14 protein-coding genes are annotated in these 24227 nt (G+C 67.0%); 3 read left to right on the forward strand and 11 right to left on the reverse strand.

Annotated features, from left to right (window positions below):
• Positions 1-62: 62 nt before the first annotated feature.
• Positions 63-1691, reverse strand: coding sequence for an acyl-CoA dehydrogenase family protein (locus AAHS21_RS01040; RefSeq protein WP_342925885.1), 1629 nt, complete (start codon positions 1689-1691; stop codon positions 63-65).
• 317 nt (positions 1692-2008) lie between these two features.
• Positions 2009-2767, reverse strand: a complete 759-nt coding sequence (locus tag AAHS21_RS01045; RefSeq protein ID WP_342925886.1) for a deoxyribonuclease IV — start codon at positions 2765-2767, stop codon at positions 2009-2011.
• Positions 2768-3041: 274 nt separating this feature from the next.
• Between AAHS21_RS01045 and AAHS21_RS01050 the strand changes: the two genes are divergently transcribed.
• Positions 3042-4820, forward strand: coding sequence for a hypothetical protein (locus AAHS21_RS01050; RefSeq protein WP_342925887.1), 1779 nt, complete (start codon positions 3042-3044; stop codon positions 4818-4820).
• 100 nt (positions 4821-4920) lie between these two features.
• Here AAHS21_RS01050 and AAHS21_RS01055 read toward each other — a convergent pair whose 3' ends face one another.
• From AAHS21_RS01055 to AAHS21_RS01070, 4 genes are all read right to left on the reverse strand, one after another.
• Positions 4921-8871: a DNA-directed RNA polymerase subunit beta' gene (locus AAHS21_RS01055; RefSeq protein ID WP_342925888.1), complete on the reverse strand. Its 3951-nt coding sequence runs from the start codon at positions 8869-8871 to the stop codon at positions 4921-4923.
• A gap of 42 nt (positions 8872-8913) precedes the next feature.
• A complete protein-coding gene (locus AAHS21_RS01060) occupies positions 8914-12414 on the reverse strand; it encodes a DNA-directed RNA polymerase subunit beta (RefSeq protein ID WP_342925889.1) in 3501 nt (1166 codons plus the stop codon).
• Positions 12415-12835: 421 nt separating this feature from the next.
• Positions 12836-13846: an ABC transporter ATP-binding protein gene (locus tag AAHS21_RS01065; RefSeq protein WP_207768459.1), complete on the reverse strand. Its 1011-nt coding sequence runs from the start codon at positions 13844-13846 to the stop codon at positions 12836-12838.
• A 173-nt stretch (positions 13847-14019) separates the two neighbouring features.
• Complete coding sequence (locus tag AAHS21_RS01070; RefSeq protein WP_342925890.1) at positions 14020-15534, reverse strand: carotenoid oxygenase family protein; 1515 nt, start codon at positions 15532-15534, stop codon at positions 14020-14022.
• Positions 15535-15628: 94 nt separating this feature from the next.
• On the opposite strand from AAHS21_RS01070, the gene AAHS21_RS01075 reads away from it, so the two are divergent.
• Entirely contained in the window at positions 15629-16303 is a 675-nt protein-coding gene (locus tag AAHS21_RS01075; RefSeq protein ID WP_342925891.1) for a TetR/AcrR family transcriptional regulator, read from the forward strand.
• Positions 16304-16366: 63 nt separating this feature from the next.
• On the opposite strand, the gene rplL is transcribed toward AAHS21_RS01075, so the two are convergent.
• The 5 genes from rplL to AAHS21_RS01100 all read right to left on the reverse strand — a co-directional run bounded on the left by rplL (position 16367) and on the right by AAHS21_RS01100 (position 23439).
• Complete coding sequence (rplL, locus tag AAHS21_RS01080) at positions 16367-16762, reverse strand: 50S ribosomal protein L7/L12 (RefSeq protein ID WP_096284709.1); 396 nt, start codon at positions 16760-16762, stop codon at positions 16367-16369.
• Positions 16763-16795: 33 nt separating this feature from the next.
• Positions 16796-17416, reverse strand: a complete 621-nt coding sequence (gene rplJ, locus AAHS21_RS01085; RefSeq protein ID WP_342925892.1) for a 50S ribosomal protein L10 — start codon at positions 17414-17416, stop codon at positions 16796-16798.
• A 327-nt stretch (positions 17417-17743) separates the two neighbouring features.
• A complete protein-coding gene (locus AAHS21_RS01090) occupies positions 17744-18649 on the reverse strand; it encodes an ROK family protein (protein WP_342925893.1) in 906 nt (301 codons plus the stop codon).
• Between the two features lie 6 nt (positions 18650-18655).
• Positions 18656-19273: a malonyl CoA-ACP transacylase gene (locus AAHS21_RS01095; protein ID WP_342925894.1), complete on the reverse strand. Its 618-nt coding sequence runs from the start codon at positions 19271-19273 to the stop codon at positions 18656-18658.
• Positions 19270-23439 (reverse strand): NEW3 domain-containing protein, encoded by a 4170-nt coding sequence (locus AAHS21_RS01100; protein WP_342925895.1) that lies wholly within the window; start codon positions 23437-23439, stop codon positions 19270-19272. Before AAHS21_RS01100 ends, AAHS21_RS01095 begins: the two co-directional genes overlap by 4 nt.
• A 137-nt stretch (positions 23440-23576) precedes the next feature.
• Between AAHS21_RS01100 and AAHS21_RS01105 the strand changes: the two genes are divergently transcribed.
• The gene (locus AAHS21_RS01105; protein WP_342925896.1) at positions 23577-24173 is read left to right on the forward strand and encodes a DinB family protein; all 597 of its coding nucleotides are present in this window, start codon (positions 23577-23579) and stop codon (positions 24171-24173) included.
• Positions 24174-24227: the final 54 nt, after the last annotated feature.

Consider the following 24227-nt stretch of genomic DNA (forward strand, 5'->3'; position numbering starts at 1 on the left):
GGGTGGTGCCCCCACCTCATCGCTCATTTCTCTATTGTCGACGGCGCGGTTCATGTTGTGGCTCAGCCCTTTACCAGCGCCCGCTCCAAGATGGGTGCCAGATCGAGTCCGGTCGGCATGGTGCCGAACGCGCCGCCCCACGCACCGCCGAGGCGGGTCGCCAGGAATGCCTCGGCCACGGCGGGATGGCCGTGGCGCACCAGCAGCGAGCCCTGCAGGGCCAGACAGATGTCCTCGGCGACCTTGCGGGCGCGGTAGGCGATGGTCTCCAGGTCGCTCAGGTCTTGGCGCAGCCGTTCGACATGGCTGCCCAGCCGCGGATCCTGGCTCGTGCTCTCGTCCAGCTCGGCGAACAGCACCTCGACGCATTCGGGCCGAGTTGCCATGGCGCGCAAGGTGTCCAGCGCACTGACATTGCCGGATCCTTCCCAGATGCCCATCAGCGGTGCCTCGCGGTACAGCCGCGGCATGCCGGACTCTTCGACATAACCGTTGCCGCCCAAACATTCCAGCGCTTCGGCAGCGTGCGGGGTGGAACGCTTGCACACCCAGTACTTGCTGGCCGCCAGGCCGATCCGGCGCAGCAGCGCTTCCTTCTCGTCGCCGCGCAGCGCGTTGTCGGTGGCACCGGCCATCCGCATCGCGACGATCGTGGCGGCCTCGGCCTCCACGGCCAGGTCGGCCAGCACGTTGCGCATCAGCGGCTGGTCAATCAGATACGCGCCGAACGCTTTCCGGTGCTGGGCGTGATGGATGGCGCGCGTGAGCCCGGTCCGCATGCTGGTGGCACTGCCCAGGGTGCAGTCCAGGCGGGTCAGATTGACCATCTCGATGATGGTCGGCACGCCGCGGCCCTCCTCGCCGACCAGCCAGGCCGTAGCGCCGTCGTATTCGACTTCGCTCGAGGCGTTGGCGTGGTTGCCGAGCTTGTCCTTGAGGCGCTGCAAGAACATCCGGTTGCGGGTGCCGTCGGGCAGGATGCGCGGCAACATGAAGCACGACAGGCCGCCGGGAGCCTGCGCGAGGACCAGGAAGATGTCACACATCGGCGCCGAGGTGAACCATTTGTGACCGACCAGGCTGTAGGTGCCGTCGCCGTTGGGAGTCGCCTGCGTGGTCCCGGCGCGCACGTCGGAGCCACCCTGCTTCTCGGTCATCGACATGCCTGCGGTGATGCCGGCCTTCGTGGTGGCCAGCTTGAGCTCCGGGTCGTACTCGCGACTGGTCAGCAGCGGCTCGTAAACGGCCGCCAGCTCGGGGTTGTAGCGCAGCGCCGGGACGACGGCGTACGTCATCGAGATCGGGCAGACGTGGCCCGGCTCGACGTTCCAGGCCGACGTCTTGGCGGCGCGCACCACATGCGCGCCCGGGCGGTCGTCGGCCCACGGCGCCGCGTGCATGCCGTGCGCGATCGCCGCACGCATCAACTCGTGGTAGGCCGGGTCGAACTCGACCTCGTCGACACGGTGCCCGGTGCGGTCGTGGGTGTGCAGGATGGGCTGATTGCGGTCGGCGAGCTCGCCCCAGCGCTGGGCCTCGTGACTGGCCGACAACGCCCCGACCGCGTGCACCTCCTCCATGCCCCACTGGCCGCCCTCGCGGATCAGGGCCTCGACGAGCATCGGTGACGTCGCGGGGTTGTAGTTCTCGAGCGGAGGAACCTGGTTGGTGACGACATGCGTGTCTGACATGCCGCTTATATTACATTTTTCCAACAACCGCACAAGAGGTGTAATACGGGTTGATATGCGGGCCTCTAAGCTGTCTCACGTGAGGATCAAGCGGCTAATCGCCGGTTCATTGCTAACGGGTGCTCTCGGGATCGCCGCCTCGGGCTTCGGTGCCACAGCCGCGAGCGCCGATCCGCCGCCGGCTGACCCTGGACAACCGGGTACTGCCGTCCCCGGCCCGGACGCACCGGTCGAGACGCGACTGGAAAGACCAACCCTGCCGCCCAGGGAGTTCATCCCCCCACCGCCGCACTTTTAGCGTCGCGGGATCGGCAACGTCAGCCCGCGGTCTTGTCTCGCAGGAACGCGATGTCGTCCTTACGACCCTCGTCGGAGGTTTCACAGATCACCGGCGCCCCGGCGGCGTTGACCACCGCGACCAGCAAGTCGGGATCGATCTGGCCGGTGCCCAGGTTGGCATGGCGGTCCCGACCCGAGCCGGCCTCGTCCTTGGAGTCGTTGCAGTGCACCAGATCGATCCGGCCGGTGATGGCCTTGATGCGCTCGACCGCACCCACCAGAGCTTCACCGGCCGCCCAGGTGTGGCAGGTGTCGAGGCAGAAGCCAATTCCGCTGTCGCCGATGACATCCCACAGCCTGGCGATGGTGTCGAAGTGGCGAGCCATCGCGTGGTCGCCGCCGGCGGTGTTTTCCAGATACACCGGCACGGTGGATTCCAGCTGGTCCAGCGCCTTGCGCCAGCGCACAAAACCCTCGTCGAGGTCGTTGTCGTCGGCGACATGGCCACCGTGCACGATGACGGCCGCCGCGCCGATGTCGGCGGCCGCGTCGCAGGTCTGCTGCAAGATTTTGCGCGACGGAATCCGTACCTTGTTGTTGGCCGACGCGACGTTGATCAAGTAGGGCGCGTGCACGTAGATCGGCAGCGCCGCGGCCTTCAGTACGGCCGCGTCCTCGCGGGGCTTGGGGGCTTTCCAGCTCTGCGGGTTGCCGAGGAATATCTGTACAACGTCAGCGCCCTCGGCCTCCGCTGCGGCCAGCGGGTCTTGCGGACTGACATGCGAACCGATCAGCACGTCGGACAGTCTACGTTTCCGGGCCCGGCCGCCGGGAACTGCGCTGGACCGCGGGGCCCGGACGTGAGATCGTCGGAGCTAACACGGATGCTCGACCGATTCGGCGGTGGATTCGATTGCCTTGCACGCACCAGCTCGACGAATCCGAACTCATCCGCAATCCTCGCGCCTGCTCGCTGGACGCGGTCGTTGCCGATCGGAGGTTCGGTTCCCTTCCGGCAGAGACGCTTTCGAAACTGGTCGAGCTGGCGATCGCCCGACCGGCGGAGCCGGTATGACGTCGGCGGACGCGGACGCCGCGCTGGATCTGCTGCTTCCTGCCCGCATTCGTGAACTCATCGAACGCAATTACTACTCGAAGGTGAACGCGAGCCTGACCCTCGAAGAGGTGGCGAAGGATCCGAGCTTTCTGGATGACCCGATCAGCCACCTCGCGCTGTTCACCGATCACGGCGTGATGCACATGCGTGACGTCGCCCGGCGGATCGTCGACATGATCGACAACGTGTCGGGAGTCAAGATCGCCGAGCGGCCACCGCGTCGCCTGGATTTCATGACGAGCTACGGCTGTTTACTCGCCTACGTCCACGACATCGGGATGTCGGACCTGAATCCCTTTGGGCGGGCGGTTCATGCGGAGTTCGGCGCACATGAGGCTTTCGGCGGGGTCTTCGACGAGATCGTCGACATCCTGTGGGAGGAGAATGTCGGGAATCTGGCGTGGCGGGTGCTGCGGCTGACCAACGCCGGTGTATTCGACGGACCCCCACAACGGATCCTGCGTGAGCTGGCGTCGCTGGGCTATGCGCACAGCAAGAGCTCCGTGCCCGCGGCGGTGCTCGACGACACCGCGGCGCTGCGCGACCGGATGCTGCATATCCTGGGCCATCCGCTGGAGGCGCTGTACCACGCGAAACAGCTGGGAAAGAGCCGCGGCGACGACCGTCGTGCACATCACGAGACCGCGCTGCAGCGCGCGGCCGCGCCTGAGTCATTGGATGAGCACCGGGCGCAGCTGCTGGCGCGCCATTACGAGGACTTCGAGAACACAGCCTTTGGATGGCTGAAAGTCGTTGTGCCGCAAGCCCAAGAATTCGTCGCCGATGTCGTGGACACCATCCGCTGCCTGCGGTGCGCGGATGCCCTGCGACAGCGCGGCACCCATCTGAGGACGTCGGGCAACTATCAGATTTTCATCGATCAGCGCACGGCAAACGCGGTCTACGCCCTGCACGACCGGGAGGGGCGAACCTACCTCGTCGAGGGCGACAATCCGATCAATGCCGGCGAGGCCAACCTCGAGATCTGCGAAGTCACCCACGACGGCGACCTTCGTTTCGCCTTCTTCCGGGGCAGCTTCGGATCGGAAGAGGCGGTACGCCGCGCCGCGCACAACGCGTCGGTCATCGTCGACGACATACAGGCCGACGTCGTCGACAGCTTCATCGGCGGCACCGGCGAGAACGGCGGTCGGCGCACCTCCCTGCTCCTCGAACACACCGAGGACAATCCCGAATTCGCGCCGCTGGTAGCCGAATTGGTGATCGCCCGGGCTCCGTCGCTGGCCGATCGCGTCGTCTGCGTACCCGCCCTGCGCAACGCTCCCGAATCGGAGCGGCGGCGCTTCCTGGCGGCCAGCGCTGTCGACTGGGACCTTGCGGAACGCATGGCGTTGCTGCGCAACGTCGCGAGCCGCGGCTACCGCACCGACCATATCGACCCCGAACTCGGCTTCAAAAGCACTCGCCTGGGCCACCTTTCGCCCGGCGAATGCCTGACCGAAGTCGGCGCCCGGGCGAGCTTTGTGTATGTCCCGCTGTCGTCCGGTCTGCGCGGCCGGCCCTCGGGCGGCTACGACTACTTTCGCGTCCATCCCTGGGAGCCGCTGGGCGTTACCGGTGTCATCCGCGGCGATTTCCGAAACTCCACGGTCGTCGCCGAGGACGAGGTGGATGTGCTGATCCTGCCGAAGGACGTCTACCTCCGGCACTGGCACCGCAACTACACGCCGGCGGAGTTCTCCGAGCTGATCCGCACGATGCGACACGACTGAGCGCGAACGCGAAACCAACTTCACGTTCGGCGGCCGACCGGTGCCAACGAAAAAGCCCCGGGCCTCTTTGATTCGGGCCCGGGGCTTTTTCGTTTGTTGACTAGCGGTAGTCGCTGTAGCCGTAGTCGTCCAGCGGAACCGCGGCTCCGGTGGCCTGACCGAAGTCCGGGCTGTAGTACTGATCCTCGTAGGACGGGATCGTGTACGCCGCGGCGCGGGCTTCCTCGGTCGGCTGAACCTGGATGTTGCGGTACCGGTTGATTCCGGTCCCGGCCGGGATCAGCTTTCCGATGATCACGTTCTCCTTCAGACCGTTGAGCTTGTCGCTGCGGCAGTTGATCGCCGCATCGGTCAGCACGCGAGTGGTCTCCTGGAACGACGCCGCACTCAGCCACGAGTCGGTGGCCAGCGACGCCTTGGTGATACCCATCAGCACCGGACGACCGGCGGCGGGCTCGCCGCCCTCGGCCACCACCCGGCGGTTCTCCGCCTCGAACTCCGCACGGTCGATCAGCGAACCGGGCAGGAACTCCGTCGCACCCGAGTCGATGATGGTGACGCGGCGCAGCATCTGGCGAACGATCACCTCGATGTGCTTGTCGTGGATCGACACACCCTGTGCGCGGTAGACCTCCTGGACCTCGCGGACCAAGTGGATCTGCACCTCGCGGGGGCCCTGCACGCGCAGCACCTCGTGCGGGTCGGCCGAGCCTTCCATCAGCTGCTGGCCCACCTCGACGTGGTCGCCGTCGGAAAGCACTCGCTCGGAACCGTCTTCGTGCTTGAACACACGCAGCCGCTGCCGCTTGGAGAGCTTGTCGTAGACGACTTCCTCGCCGCCATCGTCGGGGACGATGGTGATCTTGTAGAAGCGCTCACCATCCTCGAGCTGAACCCGCCCGGTGACGTCGGCGATCGGCGCCTTGCCTCGCGGCACCCGGGCCTCGAACAGCTCCTGCACCCGCGGCAGACCACCGGTGATGTCCTCACCGACACCACCCTGGTGGAAGGTACGCATGGTCAGCTGGGTACCGGGCTCACCGATGGACTGCGCGGCGACGATACCGACGGCCTCGCCGATGTCGACGAGCTTGCCGGTGGCCATCGAACGCCCGTAGCAGGTCGCACACACACCGGTACCGGTGGTGCATGTCAGCACCGAACGGACCTTGATCTGCGTGATGCCCGCGGCCAGCAAGGCCTCGATCGACGGATCGCCCAGGTCTTCGCCACGAGCGACGACGACGTTGCCGGCCTCGTCGACCGCGTCGGCGCCCAAAGTCCGTGCGTACGCCGAGGTTTCGATGTACGGGTCACGGATCAGAGTGCCGTCGGGCTGACGCTCGGCCAGCTCGACGATGATGCCGCGCTCGGTCTCGCAGTCGTGCTCGCGGACGATGACGTCCTGGCTCACGTCCACCAGACGACGAGTCAGGTAACCCGAGTCCGCGGTACGCAACGCGGTGTCGGCCAAGCCCTTTCGAGCGCCGTGCGTGTTGATGAAGTACTCCAGCACGGTCAGGCCCTCGCGGAACGACGACTTGACCGGACGCGGGATGAACTCACCCTTCGGGTTGGTCACCAAACCCTTCATGCCGGCCAGCGTTCGGGTCTGGGTGAAGTTACCCGTGGCACCCGAGTCGACGATCGTGATGATCGGGTTGTCGGCCGGGTAGTGCTCACGCAGCGCCTTACCGACCTCGTCGGTGGCTTCCTTCCAGATCTCCACCAGCGCTTCGTTGCGCTCGTCGTGGTTCAAAGCACCACGCTGGAACTGCTTTTCGACCTTGTCGGCCCGGTCCTCGTAGTGGTCGAGGATCTCCTTCTTACGCGGCGGGACCAACACGTCGGCCATCGAGACCGTGACGCCGCTTCGGGTCGCCCAGTAGAAACCGGCGTCCTTGAGCTTGTCGACAGTCTGTGCGACCACGATCATCGGGTAGCGCTCGGCCAGGTCGTTGATGATGGCAGCCTGCACCTTCTTGTGCATCTGCTTGTTCACGAACGGGTAGCCCAACGGCAGCAGCTCGTTGAACAACACCCGGCCCAGGGTCGTCTCGGCCATCCAGGCATCGCCTGGCTGCCAACCGTTCTGGCCGAACAGCTCGGCCTCGACCTCGGCCGGCGGACGCAGCTGCGTCAACCGCACCTTGATCTGGGCCCGCACCGAGAGCAGACCACGGTCGGACGCCATGATCGCCTCGGCCGGTGAGGAGTACGCACCCTGCTCCGGCTGGTCATCGGCGGCCGCGCGGTATTCACCTTCGGCCCCGGCCACCTCGGTGGTCAGGTAGTACAGCCCGGTCACCATGTCGAGTCGCGGCATGGCCAACGGGCGGCCGGACGCGGGCGACAGGATGTTGTTGCTCGACAGCATCAGGATGCGAGCCTCGGCCTGCGCCTCGGCGCTCAGCGGCAGGTGCACGGCCATCTGGTCGCCGTCGAAGTCGGCGTTGAACGCCTCACAGACCAGCGGGTGCAGCTGAATGGCCTTGCCCTCCACCAGCATTGGCTCGAAAGCCTGAATGCCGAGCCGGTGCAGGGTCGGCGCGCGGTTCAACAGCACCGGGTGCTCGGCGATGACCTCCTCGAGCACGTCCCACACCTGGGGACGCTGGCGCTCGACCATGCGCTTGGCACTCTTGATGTTCTGCGCGTGGTTGAGGTCGACCAGCCGCTTCATCACGAACGGCTTGAACAGCTCCAGCGCCATCAGCTTGGGCAGACCGCACTGGTGCAGCTTGAGCTGCGGACCGACCACGATGACCGAACGGCCCGAGTAGTCGACACGCTTACCGAGCAGGTTCTGACGGAACCGGCCCTGCTTACCCTTGAGCAGATCCGACAGCGACTTGAGCGGACGGTTACCCGGTCCGGTGACCGGGCGGCCACGGCGGCCGTTGTCGAACAGCGCGTCCACCGACTCCTGCAGCATCCGCTTCTCGTTGTTGACGATGATCTCGGGCGCACCGAGGTCGATCAGCCTCTTGAGGCGGTTGTTGCGGTTAATCACGCGGCGGTACAGGTCGTTCAGGTCGGAGGTGGCGAACCGGCCACCGTCGAGCTGAACCATCGGGCGCAACTCCGGCGGGATCACCGGAACCGCGTCGAGCACCATGCCCATCGGCGAGTTGCCCGACTGCTGGAAGGCCGCGACGACCTTCAGTCGCTTCAGCGCACGAAGCTTCTTCTGCCCCTTGCCATTTCGGATGACGTCACGCAGGATGTCGGCCTCGGCGTCGATGTCGAAGTTCTCGATCAGCTTCTGGATCGACTCCGCGCCCATGGCCCCGGTGAAGTACTCGCCGTAGCGGTCGACGAGCTCGCGGTAGAGGTTCTCATCAACGATCAGCTGCTTGGGAGCCAGCTTGGTGAACGTCGTCCAGATGTCCTCCAGCCGGTCCAGCTCGCGCTGGGCCCGGTCACGCAGCTGGCGCATCTCACGCTCGCCACCGTCGCGAACCTTGCGCCGCGCATCGGCTTTCGCGCCCTCGGCTTCCAGCTCGGCCAGGTCGGCCTCCAGCTTCTGCGCACGGGCCTCCAGGTCGGCGTCGCGCTGGTCCTCAACGGCCTTGCGCTCCACCACCATTTCGGCCTCGAGCGTCGAGAGCTCGTTGTGGCGCATCTCGTCGTCGACCGCGGTGATCACGTAAGCGGCGAAGTAGATGATCTTCTCGAGATCCTTCGGCGCCAGGTCGAGCAGATAGCCCAGCCGGCTCGGCACACCCTTGAAGTACCAGATGTGCGTGACCGGCGCGGCCAGCTCGATGTGGCCCATCCGCTCCCGGCGCACCTTGGCCCGAGTTACCTCGACGCCGCAGCGCTCACAGATGATGCCCTTGAAGCGAACTCGCTTGTACTTGCCGCAGTAGCACTCCCAGTCGCGAGTCGGTCCGAAGATCTTCTCGCAGAACAGGCCGTCCTTCTCAGGCTTGAGCGTGCGGTAGTTGATCGTCTCCGGCTTCTTGACCTCGCCGTAAGACCATTGCCTGATGTCTTCCGCGGTGGCCAGGCCGATACGGAGTTCATCGAAGAAGTTGACGTCGAGCACGTAACTCCCTTTCCCCTTGCGGGTTTAGTAACAAATGACTAGTTAAGCCAAGTCCTCAACGGACGCAGATTCATTGCGGGACAAGTTGATTCCCAGGTTCGCGGCAGCGCGCTCCAGGTCTTCGTCCTCGCCCTCGCGCAGTTCGATCGCCGCACCATCCGACGACAGAACCTCAACGTTGAGGCACAGCGACTGCAGCTCCTTGAGCAACACCTTGAACGACTCGGGGATACCCGGCTCGGGGATGTTCTCGCCCTTGACGATCGCCTCGTACACCTTGACCCGCCCGACGGTGTCGTCGGACTTGATGGTCAACAGCTCCTGCAGCGTGTACGCGGCGCCGTAGGCCTGCATGGCCCAACACTCCATCTCACCGAATCGCTGTCCACCGAACTGCGCCTTACCACCGAGGGGCTGCTGGGTGATCATCGAGTACGGACCGGTGGACCGGGCGTGGATCTTGTCGTCCACCAGGTGGTGCAGCTTCATGATGTACATGTAGCCGACGGTCACCGGGTACGGGAACGGCTCGCCACTGCGGCCATCGAACAGCCTTGCCTTGCCGTCTGCGTTCACCATGACGTCGCCGTCGCGGTTGGGCAGCGTGCAGGACAGCAGCCCCTGCAGCTCCTCCTCCTTGGCACCGTCGAACACCGGAGTCGACACCGTCTGGTCCGGCTGTGCGTGCCGGAGGCCTTCGGGCAGGTTCGCCGCCCACTCGGGCTCGCCCTCGATGTTCCAGCCCGCCTTGGCAACCCAGCCGAGGTGGGTCTCCAGGATCTGGCCGATGTTCATGCGTCGCGGCACACCGTGGGTGTTCAGGATGATGTCCACGGGGGTGCCGTCGGGCATGAACGGCATGTCCTCGACCGGCAGGATCTTGCCGATGACGCCCTTGTTGCCGTGGCGTCCGGCGAGCTTGTCACCGTCGGAGATCTTCCGCTTCTGGGCCACGTAAACGCGGACCAGCTCGTTGACACCGGCGGGCAGTTCGTCGTCGTCCTCGCGCGAGAACACCCGAATGCCGATCACCTTGCCGGACTCACCGTGCGGCACCTTCAGCGAGGTGTCGCGGACCTCGCGGGCCTTCTCACCGAAGATCGCCCGCAGCAGCCGCTCTTCCGGCGTCAGCTCGGTCTCACCCTTCGGGGTGACCTTGCCGACCAGGATGTCGCCGTCACGAACCTCGGCACCGATACGCACGATGCCGCGCTCGTCCAAGTCGGCGAGCACCTCGTCGGAGACGTTCGGGATGTCCCGGGTGATCTCCTCGGCGCCCAGCTTGGTGTCGCGGGCATCGATCTCGTGTTCCTCGATGTGGATCGAGGTGAGCACGTCCTCCTCAACCAGGCGGTTGGAGAGGATGATCGCGTCCTCGTAGTTGTGGCCTTCCCACGGCATGACCGCCACCAGCAGGTTCTTGCCGAGCGCCATCTCACCGTTCTCGGTGCACGGACCGTCGGCGATCACCTGGCCGGCCTCGACGCGGTCTCCCGCGTCGACGATCGGCGACTGGTTGGCGCAGGTGCCGTGGTTGGACCGGGCGAACTTGCGCATCCGGTAGGTGTGCCGGGTGCCGTCGTCGGCCATCACGGTGATGTAGTCGGCGGACACCTCCTCGATCACGCCGGCCTTCTCGGCCACCACCACGTCGCCGGCGTCGATCGCGGCGCGCAGCTCCATGCCGGTACCGACCAGCGGCGCCTCGCTGCGCACCAGCGGAACCGCCTGGCGCTGCATGTTGGCACCCATCAGGGCCCGGTTGGCGTCGTCGTGCTCGAGGAACGGAATCATGGCCGTGGCCACCGACACCATCTGGCGCGGCGACACGTCCATGTAGTCGACCTCGGACGACGGCACGTACTCGACCTCGCCGGCCTTACGGCGAACCAGAACCCGCGACTCCTCGAAGCGGCCGTCGGCGTCGATCGGCGAGTTGGCCTGCGCCACGACGTGGCGGTCCTCCTCGTCGGCGGTCAGATAGTCGATCTGGTCGCTGACCACACCGTCGACCACCTTGCGGTACGGCGTCTCGATGAACCCGAACGGGTTGACCCGCGCGTACACCGACAGCGACCCGATCAGACCGATGTTCGGCCCCTCCGGGGTCTCGATCGGACACATCCGGCCGTAGTGCGACGGGTGCACGTCACGAACCTCGAGGCCCGCGCGCTCACGCGACAGACCACCCGGTCCCAGCGCCGACAGGCGGCGCTTGTGGGTGAGCCCCGACAGCGGGTTGTTCTGGTCCATGAACTGGGACAGCTGGCTGGTGCCGAAGAACTCCTTGATCGCGGCGACGACCGGCCGGATGTTGATCAGGGTCTGCGGCGTGATGGCCTCGACGTCCTGCGTGGTCATCCGCTCGCGGACGACACGCTCCATCCGGGACATACCGACCCGGATCTGGTTCTGGATCAGCTCGCCCACGGTGCGCAGACGACGGTTGCCGAAGTGGTCGATGTCGTCGGTCTCCACCGGAACCTCGGTGCCGCCGGGAACCGTCATGGTCGGCTGGCCCTCGTGCAGGCGCACCAGGTACTCGATGGTGGCGACGACGTCCTCTTCGGTCAGCGTCGACGACGTGATCGGCTCACCGGCGTTGAGGCCCAGCTTCTTGTTGACCTTGTAGCGGCCGACGCGGGCCAGGTCGTAGCGCTTCTCCTTGAAGAACAAGTTCTCCAGCAGGGTCTGCGCGGACTCCTTGGTCGGCGGCTCGCCCGGACGCAGCTTGCGGTAGATGTCCAGCAGCGCCTCGTCAGTGCCGGCGGTGTTGTCCTTCTCCAGCGTCGACATCATGATTTCGGAGAAGCCGAACCGCTCGTGAATCTGCTCGTTGGTCCAGCCCAGCGCCTTGAGCAGCACGGTGACCGGCTGACGACGCTTGCGGTCGATGCGCACACCGACGGTGTCGCGCTTGTCGACGTCGAACTCCAGCCACGCACCGCGGCTCGGAATCACCTTGACGCTGTGCAGCAGCTTCTCGGTCGACTTGTCGATCGACTCGTCGAAGTACACACCGGGCGACCGGACCAGCTGGCTGACCACGACGCGCTCGGTCCCGTTGATGATGAACGTGCCTTTTTCGGTCATCATCGGGAAGTCACCCATGAAGACCGTCTGGCTCTTGATCTCACCGGTGTTGTTGTTGATGAACTCGGCCGTGACGAACAGCGGAGCCGCGTACGTCATGTCCTTGTCTTTGCACTCGTCCACCGGCGCCTTGACTTCGTCGAAGCGCGGGTCGGAGAACGACAGCGACATCGAGCCCGAGAAGTCCTCGATCGGTGACAACTCGTAGAGCACCTCTTCTAGGCCACCGACCGGGTTGACGTCCCCGCGGGCGGAGGCGATCTCGCGCCAACGCGGCGAGCCGATCAACCACTCAAAGGAGTCGGTCTGCACGTCGAGAAGCCCCGGAACCTCGAGCGGTTCGCGGAGCTTGGCGAAAGATACTCGGTCAGGTGCTCCAGGCACGGAGTTGTTAGAAGAGGAGTCCGTCTTGCTCTGGCGAGAATCTGCCAAGATGCATCCTTCCAGCACCTCATGCGACTCACCGGACCACCGGACCTGCTCGCCGCAAAATTATTTCGGTTTAAAGCCGGCGAACGAACTGCTCGAGCCTCACGCGCGCAACGAATAGCTGAACCGCAGAGGGGGCTCAGGCTAAGACCACGGTGTCAGGTGGCGGAGTGAGGTGGGCAGGAAGTAGCCAGCGCAACGTCCAACAATAGCGCAGGCGCGCGCATTCCTCAACTACCCACCCAGGGGAGGTCGACGCTGGCTGGCATCTCGAATTTCCCGTGGGTACATGCTGCCCAACAGATTGACCTGTGCACGCCTTTTCGTCAAGAGGAAGGGTCGGCAAGTTGTTACCGAATTCCTCGGTCAACGCCTGCGGATGCGCACGACCAGGCCCGACCACGGCAAGCCATGGTGATCGGGCCTGGGGATCAGCCGATTGTTAGTCGCCGAACTCGTGCGCTTGGTACTTGTGGGTGCCCTCAAGGTCGTCGAGGATCGCCGTCTGAGCCTTCTTCGGCAGCGTATGCAGCATCTCGCGCACGCGGGCCTGGCGCCGGGCCACACCCTTGCGCTCCGGCATGCCCGGCGTCGCGGTGATCTGCGGCGGAACGCCCTCGATCTCCTCGGTACCACCGGCGTGGTGACCGGCGTCGAGCAGCGCCTGCTCTTCGGCCATGGTCGCCTCGTCCTTCTCTTCGGACATACCGATCGGACCGATGCGGCGGCCGTTGAGGAACTGGCGCACCACCGGCTCGTCGCTGGTCAGCAGCACTTCGCGCGGGCCGAACATCACCAGGTGCTTGCGGAACAACATGCCGATGTTGTCCGGCACCGTACGGGCGATGTTGATGTTGTGCGTGACGATCAGGATGGTCGCGTCGATCTGGGCGTTGATGTCCAGAATCAGCTGGCTCAGGTACGCGGTACGGACCGGGTCGAGACCGGAGTCGGGCTCGTCGCAGAGGATGATCTGCGGGTCCAGCACCAGGGCGCGGGCCAGGCCGGCGCGCTTGCGCATACCACCGGAGATCTCGCCGGGGAACTTCTTCTCGTCGCCGCCGAGGCCCACCATCTCGAGCTTCTCCATGACGATGTCACGGATCTCGCCTTCCTTCTTCTTGGTGTGCTCACGCAGCGGGAACGCGGTGTTGTCGAAGAGGTTCATCGAACCGAACAAAGCACCGTCCTGGAACAGCACCCCGAACAGCGTGCGGATCTCGTAGAGCTCCTTGGCCGAGCACTCGATGATGTCGGTGCCATCGATGACAATCGAGCCACGTTCGGGACGAAGGAGGCCGATCAGCGACTTCAAGAACACGGACTTGCCGGTACCCGACGGGCCCAGCAAAACGCTGACCTCCCCGGCGGGGATATCCAGGGTCACGTCTTCCCAAATCCTGGAGGCTCCAAAGGACTTGGTCAGACCACTGACCTCGATAGCGACGCCCATAGGGAATCCTTCCGTCGACGCATGCTGCCACCTGCCCCTTTGTGTGGCATGAGTCACTGTAGCGCACGCCTGGGACCACACAGCATGGTTGCACAGCACCGCAGCGAAAAATTCGCTGACCTGAGACCCACCCCTGCAGGCAGGCTAACGGGCCTGGCAGGAACGGTAAAGGGTCAGACGGCCGGCGCCCAGTTGCCGTGGAAGCCCATCGGCACCCGCTGCGGCAGGTGAACCGTGGCAACCGACTCGAGGGTCTGGGCGTCCAGCAACAACAATTGCCCCTCATCACGGCCACGGTGATAGGCGTAACCCATCAGCACGCCGTCGTCCTCGGCGCGCTCTGCCGAGCCGTTCGTCGGGTTGGGCACAAAGCACATCTCGCCGAGCAAAAGGCCCGGATCCAGCGGGGCGACGCTGCTCGAGGCTGTCGCGTAGTCGTGTTTGTAGAGCGCCGAGGTCATCTCGGCGGTGCCGCCGGACAGGTAGCCGCCATCCAATCCGACGGCGTAGCCGAACCTGTGCCGACCGCCCAGCAACGACTCGTCGATGCGGGGAAACTCCTGCGGACGGTCGTCGCGGCGTTCGGTGGCAACCGCGCCGGTGGTCAGGTTGATCGTCCAGCGATCCAGTGTCGGCCGGCTGTCGCCGGGGCCGCGCAGATCGCGGTCGAACATTCGCGCGTAGCCGACCACGTCGAGCACTAGCACCTCGGAGCCGCTGCGGGTCTCCGAGTAGGCGTTGAGCGGGTGGTAGACGTAGCAGGGCTCGATGTCGAACCAGCGCACATCCTTGTTGCCGCCCTCGCGAGGCATCACCCCGATGCGGGCCGGGTAGCTGTCCTTCCAGCTGTAGGGCATCCGGTGCATCGGCTGCCGGTTGCTGTTGACAGCCGCCATCACCGGGTTGGGGATGCGGACCCGGCCGAGCACCGACTGCACCACCAGGCGCGCCGGCGCGCTCAGCCAGCGCGGCACGTTGGCCGGTGCCACCTGCATCGGGTCGAACGTCACCGGCAGGTCGTAGATCACCACATACTTATCCGTCAGGGAGAAGTCGTGCATCATCGGCGACCCGGTGACGTCGATATCGACGGTGCGCCGGGCGCGGCCCGCGGTGTCGATCACCGAGTACTGCACGGTGCGACCGCGGCCGAAGGAATAGGACAGCGCGTGCAGTTCGCCGGTGCGCGGGTCCCGGTGCGGGTGGGCCGTGTAGCCGCCGAACAGCGTCCCGTCGAAGTCGCACGGTCCGATGGTGTCGAGCTCCTCGGTGAGCTCGTAGTTGGCACCGCCGCCCTCGACGAGCGCCAGGGTGCGCCCGGCGTGGGTCAGCACGTTGGTGTTGGGGCCGACCGACAGCATCCCGGCGCGCGGGTTCAGCCCGCGGGGCTCGGGCTCGCCGAGTGCGGCGCACGCAGGCGGCGTGCGGACCCAGCGGTTGCGGTACCAGCAGGCCCGTCCGTCGCGCAGCGCGACGCCGTGCACCATGGCATCGCCGGTGAACCAGTGATAGGTCGCCGGGTCGACCTCGGCGGCCGGGTTGGGCCCGTTGCGCAGGTAGCGGCCGTCCAGGTGTTCCGGGATCTGGCCGGTGACCCGCAGATCGGTTGCGGTCACTTCGGCGCCCACCGGCGCCAGGAAGTCTTCGAGATAGGGGTTCTCGGATTTGGCTGTCTGTACGGAAGTCATTGCCGAGCTCCTATAACATTGATATTTCAGCGTTATTGAGACCGTACGCCGACGGTGAGAAGATGGCAAGGCCTCATCAGAGATGGTTGGAGAGATGACTTCGGAACTTCAGCGCAGCGTTCGCGACGAGATGTTGCACGCCGCGGTTGGCCTGCTCGACGAGCACGGGCCCGACGCACTGCAGACCCGCAAGGTGGCCGGCGCAGCGGGGACCTCGACGATGTCGGTGTACACCCACTTCGGCGGGATGCAGGCGCTGATCGCGGCGGTCGCCGAGGAAGGTTTGCGACAGTTCGAGGAGGCGCAACGGGTGCCCCAGACCGCGGACCCGGTCGCCGATCTGTTCGTCACCGGCGCCGCCTATCGCCGTTACGCCATCGAGCGGCCACACATGTATCGCCTGATGTTCGGCAGCACCAGCGCGCACGGCATCAACGCGCCGGCCGGCAACGTCCTGACGCTCACGGTCGCCGAGATCGAACAACATCACCCCAGCTTCGCGCATGTGGTTCGGGTGGTGCGCCGGTGCATGCTGGCCGGCCGGATCACCGTGGGTAGCGCGGACGACGACGCCAGCGTAGTGGCCACCGCGGCCCAATTCTGGGCGCAGATCCACGGATTCGTGATGCTGGAGCTAGCGGGTTACTACGGCGACGACGGCTCGGCCGTCGCCCCGGTGCTCAACACGCTGACGTCGAATCTGCTTGTCGCCCTGGGAGATACAGCCGAGCGGGTGGCACAGTCCGTCAGGTCGGCGTTTTCCCGATGAATACAGGAAACCCCCCGGGACTGCAGCCACTAGGGCTCCCGGGGGGTTCTTGCGCGCGTTGAACTACTTGACGGTGACGGTCGCGCCGGCGGCCTCGAGCTTGCCCTTGGCTTCCTCGGCGGCTTCCTTGGCGACCTTCTCCAGCAGCGGCTTGGGTGCGCCGTCGACCAGGTCCTTGGCCTCTTTCAGGCCCAGGCCGGAGACGATCTCGCGGACGACCTTGATGACGCCGATCTTCTTGTCGCCGGCGGCCTCGAGGATGACGTCGAACTCCGACTGCTCCTCGGCGGCTTCGGCGGGCGCACCACCGGCGGCGGCGCCACCGGCAGCGGCAACGGCGACCGGGGCGGCCGCGGTGACCTCGAAGGTCTCCTCGAACTTCTTCACGAAGTCCGAGAGCTCGAGCAGGGTCATTTCCTTGAAGACGTCAAGCAGGTCTTCGGTGGAGATTTTTGCCATGGGTGTGGGTCCTTCCTGGTGTGGGTTTTTGGGTTATTCGGCGTCAGCCGGTGTCTCGGCGGGTGCTGCCTCGGCGGGTGCCTCCGAAGCGGCTGCCTCGGGAGCGGGTGCTGCGGCCGGAGCCGCTGCGGCAGCCGGGTCGGCCGCCTTCTTCTCTTGCAGGGCGGCCGCGAGGCGGGCGAACTGCGAGACCGGCGCGTTGAACAGGCCGGCAGCCTTGGCGAGGTTGCCCTTCATGGCACCGGCCAGCTTGGCCAGCAGCACCTCGCGGGATTCCAGGTCGGCGATCCGCTCGACCTCGGCCACCGTCAGCGCGTGGCCATCCATGTAGCCACCCTTGATGACCAGCGCCTTGTGCTCCTTGGCGAAGGTCTTGATGGCCTTGGCGGCGTCGACCGGCTCGCCGCGGACGAACGCGATGGCCGTCGGGCCCGCGAACAGCTCGTCGAGACCCTCGATCCCGGCTTCGGTCGCGGCCCGCTTGATCAGCGTGTTCTTGGCCACGGTGTAGGTGGCCGAACCCGCCAGCGAGCGACGCAGCTCGGCCAGGTTGGCGACGGTCAGGCCGCGGTACTCGGTGATGACGGTCGCGGTCGAGGCGCTGAACTGCTCGACAATGTCCGCTACGGCGGTGGCCTTGTCGGCTTTGGCCATGCATAACCTCCTCGGTGAAAAGTGTCGTCTGCGCTTCCCCCGAGGAACGACGAACGCCCCGGCGCAGGAAGCAGCACGGGGCGTTGAAGTACACCGGCGCGAACGCCGGCGGTAATGCCTCGTCCTCCTGCGTGGGCCGCCGGGATGTTTCCCGGACCTTCAACCGATTGCTCGGTGACCGACGGTCTTCGGTGGATCGGCACCAAGGATAGCGTCACAACACGCGGTCGGCCAAAACGGCGGATCTGAGGTGCGGCGACGCTCAGCAGAGCAAATGCGCCAGCAGCCAGTGCAGACCGTTCCACGATACGCACGCGGCGCGGTCGGTTAAGCCCCTGCCAGCCGGGCCGCGCCGACCAGGCCGGCTTCGCCGCCAAGCTCGGCCGGCACCACCCGCAACCCGGCCAGGAAATCCAGCCCGGCGTAGTCGGCCAGCACCGCGTGCAACGGGTCGAACAACACGGGGCCGGACTTGGCGACTCCTCCCCCGATGACGACGAGGTCCAGGTCGCAAACCGCCGCCACCGAAGCGATCATCGCCGCCAGCCCGGTGGCGCCTCGCCGGAATGCCCGCAGCGCTACCGCGTCCCCATCCGCTGCTGCGGCGGACAGCTCGCGAGCGCCGGCTGCAGGCGGGGCTGACCACCCGTTGGCCCGCGCCCAGCGCACCAGCCACGGACCTGCCGCGACCGTCTCGACGCAGCCGCGGCCCCCGCACGCGCACCGCTCACCGCCCTCTTCGACCACCACGTGACCGACATGCCCGGCATTGCCGGTGCGCCCGGTGTAGGGCGCGCCGTTGAGTACCAATCCGCCCCCGACGCCGGTCGACACCACCATGGCCAACAGAAAGCCCGCACCCCGCCCCGCGCCCTGCCAGTGCTCTCCCAGGGCCATGCACAGTCCGTCACCGCCCAGCCGCACCGGCACCCCGGGCACCGCTGCCGCGACCCGGTCCCGTAACGGAAAGCGTTGCCAGCCTTTGATATTGATCGGGCTGACGGTTCCGCTGCGCAAGTCGATGGGCCCGGCCGAGGCGATCCCCACCGCGCGGACCGCGCCGCCGGCCGCCCCCAGGGCGTCAGCGACCATGGCGGCGACCACCTCCCACACCTGTTCGGCCGAACCGCCGGGCGGGGTGGGCCGGGTCGCGTTGTACACCAGTGCACCGTTGGAATCCACAAGTCCCGCAGCGATTTTCGTGCCGCCGATGTCCAGACCGAGAGTAAGCATGGCCGATCAGTGCCGATGGGTGTTGTCGGGTTGGCGGGGGTCACCGGGATGCTCGTAGCCCGCGGCGAGCTGAACCAGGGCGGCGCGGCGCTCGTCCAGCCACAGCCGAAACGCGCGCCGGCGCGCGGCGCCGCGCAGATGCTCGGCGACCGCGGAGCGCACCTGCACCAGCGGCGGCTCGACAGTCGACGGCGCGCGCCAGCCGTGGCGGTCGGGGCTCGCCGCGGCGAACCGCAGCGGATTGCGGGCGTGATAGTCGGCCACCTGTTGATCGCTGATCCGGACCGCGGCCGTCACGTCGACGAACAGCGCTCGCGCCCGGGGGTCCGCCAGCGCCGCCGCAGCCACACTGCCGATCTCCAGCCGGGCCGTCACGTCGGGCAGCAGCTCGGCCTCGGCCGGCGCGTCGGCGACGCTCAATCCGCGGGCGGCCACCTCGGCGTCGACCACGCGTTCGGTCACCAGAAGTTGCGTGAGCCAGCGCCGCAGCTGGCGGCCCTCGCTGGTGCCGCGCGCGGGCAGCGCCGCCGCGTGTGGGCCGCTGCGCAATCGCGCCTCGGCCGCGTCGACCTCCTCAACCGCGACGGGCGCGCCCGCGACGGTGGCGACCGGGTGCAGGCTCATGTCACGGTCACCCGCACCGCCGGCGAGTAGACCAGCCGTCCCGCACAGCCCACCCGGATCAGTGCCCACCATTGACCGGGTTCCAGCCACGGTGGTGGGCTGACGTCGAAGCCGAACTCGACGGTGCCCCGGGCCGGCAGCACCGCACCGACCGAGGCCGGGCCGATCCATTCCCAGGTTCCCCAGGGGCTGATCAGATGGGCCTCGGCCGACAGGTCTGCCGCACCGTGACTGCCGATCGTCACGGCCACCCGGCCCGTCTCGCCGGCCCGCAGTGAGATCTCCTCGGGCCCGTCGACGAGGTAGATCAGCTCGGTGTCCTGGTCGGCGCCGACTTCGACGATGCTCACGTCCTCCACGGTCTGCTGCCAGGCGGCCGGGATGTGGTCGCCGAGGAGGCGCAGCTGCGCCCGGACCGGATAGAGCCCGGGCGCGGCATCGGCCGGGATCGTCAGCACCACGTCGGCCTCCCGGTGCTCGCCGCTGCCGAGCCGCAGTGGGAGCTCGGCGGGTTTCGCGGACCAGCCGTCCGGGCACGCGAGCGCGACCACGCCGTGCAGCTCGGTGTCGGTGCAGTCGCTGGCCGCGGTGAGCCGCAGGGTCAGCTCGCCGCTCGGCTCGGCGCTCGCCCGCTGGGGATGCAGGTGCGCGACGGCCGGCAGCCCGCCCAGCGGCGCGGGCCCGCGATTGTGCAGCCAATAGCGCGCGTACAACGGCTGGGCGGTCTCGGCTTCCGGGGCCAGCGCGCTGGGCTCGTCGAATGCCTTGGGGATCTCGAGCCGGGCCAGCACGGTGGCGACCTGGTAGCCGTGCAGCTCGATCGATCGCTTGCGCCCCTGCGGATTCTCCAGCAGGTCGGCGAGGTGTAGCGAGCCCAGCTTGCCGAGCGTGGAGTTGAGCGAGACGCGGGTGCGCGCGCCGGTGGTTTCGACCAGCCGCAGCGTGACCGCGCCGGGGTCGACGGGCTCGGCGCGACCGGCCGTCAGCGGGTTGCCGGCCGCCTTGAACGCACCGAGCTGCACGGTGTCGTCGGGCTCGACGCGCAGCATCGACCCGGTGGACGCCAGCTCGCCTCGCCGTTGATCGGGGAAGACGGCGCGCAGCGGATGGGAGAACTGCGCGCTGCGGTTCGGGATGTCGGCGTGCCGCCAGTCGCCGTCGCCGCTGGTGAGCGCGTAGTCGAAATGGTGTGTCCAGTGCTGCAGTTGGAAGTTTGACCCGTCGGGCGCGGTGCGGCGTGGTTCGTCGATCCAGGTGCCCGACGGCCAGCCGGTGCAGGACCGTAACAGCGCAGTGTGCAGCGTGCCTTCGGTGTCGACGGCGAAGCTCGGCACGCCGCGGTTGAGCAATGCGACCGTGCGGGATTCGAAGGCTTCCGCGCCTGACGCGGCGCGCTGTTTGACGACGATCTCAGCGTCGTCGAGATCGTCTGCCACCGCGGCTATTTCGGCGTCGAGCCGCTTCTCGTCGCTGCCGTCGATCACCAACACGGGCAGCACGCGCACCCCGCTCAGGTCGACTCCCGGCACCCACGCCTGCGTTAATGACTTCGCCGCGGGCACCCACACCCTGGCCCGGCCCCGCTTCGACAGCTGGCGCTCGAGTTCCTTGGCGTACTCCGGATCGGCTTCGGCGAGCACCGCTTTGGTGAAGGCGTTGCGGTCAGGCCCGCCCAGCGCGATGCGAACGTCGGGCAGGTTGGAGTCGACCGCGAGGTTGCCGTAGCGCGGCCGGTCCGCGCCGCTGCAGGTAGCCGTCACGCCGGCGCGGACCAGGGCGACCATCAGCTCGCGCGCCAACGGTCCCGACGATGCTTCCGACGGCGACACCACCTCGGCCACGGACAGCGCGCGAATATCGTTGCTTCCCAACCTAACCCGCGCAGCCGACGATAGGCCGAACCAGCTGTAGGCCGGGTTGTCCAACGTCCACGGCAAGTGCTCGGTGTCCACCGATTCGGGTCCGTCGTGCAGCAACGCGAAACCGCGGCCGACGACGGCGTCGCCCACCTCGCTGACCGGCATGGCGCCCGGCACCGGACAAGGCCAGCGCAGCCGCAGCAGGCGATCCGCGCCGGTGAAGTCGTCGATCGTGGTGCGGCAGTCCACTCGCGCCACACCATTCCACAGCGTCAATGTCTGTGTGTAGCGGAGCAATTCGCTTATCCGGCCGTGCACGACCAGCCGCTGACCGAGCGGCCCGCGGTAAGCCTGCACCTGCGCGGGCGATTCCGAGGAGCCCACCACCGGCCCCTTGGGCAGCAGATGCCAAGGTCCCTCGCCCTGCGTCGGGTGAGCCGGGTATTCGTCGTAGACGGCGAGCTCGTTGCCCACCCGCCCGTCCGCGATCAGCTCACGGCCATCGTGAACCAACGACACCACCGCCCCACCCCGGGCCGGATCGACCGTCAACCGGTAGTGCTCGTTTTGGATCTGGTGTCCGGCCAGCGATTCCCAGCCGGTCGCCGCATCGGCCGCAATCAGCCGATACGACCGCCAGCCCAGCGACGGGATGTCGCGGGCGAGCCAGGTGACCGACCGCCCGTCGTGCTCGACCATCGCGGGTAACTCGGCGCCGTCGGCGTCGCGCACCCGCACCCCGGCGGGCAGCGGCGGATCAACCCGCGCGGTGACGATGTCGGTGCGCCGATGCGTCAGCGAATTCCAGACGACCACGTCACCGGCCGCAGGACGCAACGCACTCGACAACAGCGCCAGGGAGTTGTCGCGGGCCGCGCTGCCCAGCTCCCACGCGTCACGCCAACCGGTCAGCAGGTCGAGGTAGACCTGGTCGGATTCCGAGCCGGTGATCGCGTCATGATGCGCGCCGTAGGCCAGCTGCACCCACGCCTTGGCCAGCGCGGCCTGCGGGTAGTCGGCGCCGGTCAGCAGCGCGGCGAACACCGCGTAGCGCTCGGCGTCGAGGACCGCGTTTTCGGCGGCGCGGTTGGCTTGTTTGGTGTCGATGTAGGAGACGTCCTTGCCGGTGTAGATCGGGTTCATGTCGCGCGTCTGCGGGGACGGCACCGACCCTCGCTCGTCCAGCTCGGCACGCACCGCGGCGAAGAACTCCTTCGGCAGCGCGCACACGAACCGCGGCCAGGTGTAGCGCGCGGCCCAGTCGCGGTGGATTTCGGTGACCCACTTGTTCGGCGGGGTGTAGTCGGTGCCCACCGGCAACAGCACGTTGCGAGTCAACGCGACCCTCTTGAGCTGGTCGAACACCGCATAGGTAGCGTCGCGCGCCTCGGCCAGCGATGCCGACGAATCCATCCCCCAGCCGGCCCCGTAATGCGCCGGCATGTAGTGCGTGAGCAGCCCGCGCCCCGACGGAGAAATCCATTCGAACTCGCTGCAGAACTGCATACCCTCGACACCGCCCGAGTGCGTCGGGCCCCACTGGTGGTGTGGTCCGCGGGCCCATGAACTCGACGTCAGCCCGGCATCGGCAGCCATCCCGGGGAACTGCGGGTCGTGGCCGAACACGTCGAGCTGCCAAGCCGTGGCCGGATCGGCGCCCAGCACCTCACGCTGAAAACCAATGCCGTGCACCAGGTTTCGGATCGTCGTCTCGGGGCTGGTGAGGTTGGTGTTGGGTTCGTTGTAGGTGCCGCCCATGATCTCGACCCGGCCTTGGGCGATGAAGCGGCGCAGATCGGCGCGGTCTTCGGGGTGGGTGTCCCAGTACGGCTTGAGGTAGTCCACCTCGGCCAGCACGAATTTGTACTCGGGCTCGCGGCGAGCCATTTCCAGATGCGCGTGCACCAGTTCGAAACCGTTGGTCTGCCGGCCTTTGCCCGGCGGGTCTTCTCGCCATTCACTGGTGTAGGCACCCTGCGTGTTCCACCACACCGGGTCGTAATGGAAATGGCTGACCATGAACATCGTCCAGCCCGGTTCGGCGACGGTGAACTCGAACGCAACACTGTTGTCGCCGGCGTGCACCCGAGCGGGCCGGCGCTCGCCGACGATCGGGCGCCGCACGGTCACCACGATCTCAACGGTCTCCGCGCCGGCCTCGGCGATCGCCTCGCCGTGCAGACCGTCGCCGTCGATGGCTAGCGGCGTCGGCCCGGTCACCCCCTCGACAGCGACCCGGGCCAGCTGTAGCGGCGTGTCGTGCGGCCCGACGAATAGTTCGGTCGACTGCGCCGAAATCAGCTGCATGCCCGCACCTTAACGCGCGACGGCCCGGCACCGGGGGTTAAGCCGTCGGCGCAGCGCAAAGCTGTCACCGGTAGCTGGAAAACTTGGCCTGTGCGACGTTGCGCACATCGACCAACCGTCAACCAGGAGGATTGATCATGCCAGCCCTCGCCGCGCCGGTAACCGACGAGCGCAGCGCCCTGCGCGAATACCTGGCGTTCCACCAAAGCTCCTACTTCGCGGTGTCCTACGGCCTCACCGACGAGCAGGCCCGCTCGTCACCGTCGGCCAGCGCACTGTCGGTCGGTGGGCTGGTCAAGCACGTCACACGGATGCAACGCAGCTGGATGGCACGGGTCGCGGCCGCACCGGAGGCGGCGCCGAAAGATCCCCGGCCGTTCGACGCCGAGGCGTTCGCGGACCAGCACGTAATGCGGCCCGACGAGACGCTGGACGGGTTGCTGCGGGATTTCACGGAACAGAACGCGGCGTCGCTGCGCCTGGTGGAAACCGCCGACCTCGACGCCCCGGTGCCGGTGCCACACGATGTTCCGTGGTTTCCCAAGGACCTGGATGCCTGGTCGGTGCGGTGGGTGATCCTGCACGTCATCAACGAGCTGGCCCGCCACGCGGGGCACGCCGACATCGTCCGGGAGACCATCGACGGAGCCACGATGTACGACCTGATCGCGGGATTGGAAGGCTGGGCAATCGAGGGGTGGGTCACGCCGTGGAGCACCGGGCCGGATCGGTAAAACGCCTGCTCACCGGACAGCGAATTGGGCCTTGGCAGCTCCGGTTTGGCAGAC

The sequence above is a fragment of the Mycobacterium sp. 050272 genome (assembly GCF_039023525.1).
In the GTDB taxonomy this organism is placed as follows: Bacteria; Actinomycetota; Actinomycetes; order Mycobacteriales; family Mycobacteriaceae; genus Mycobacterium.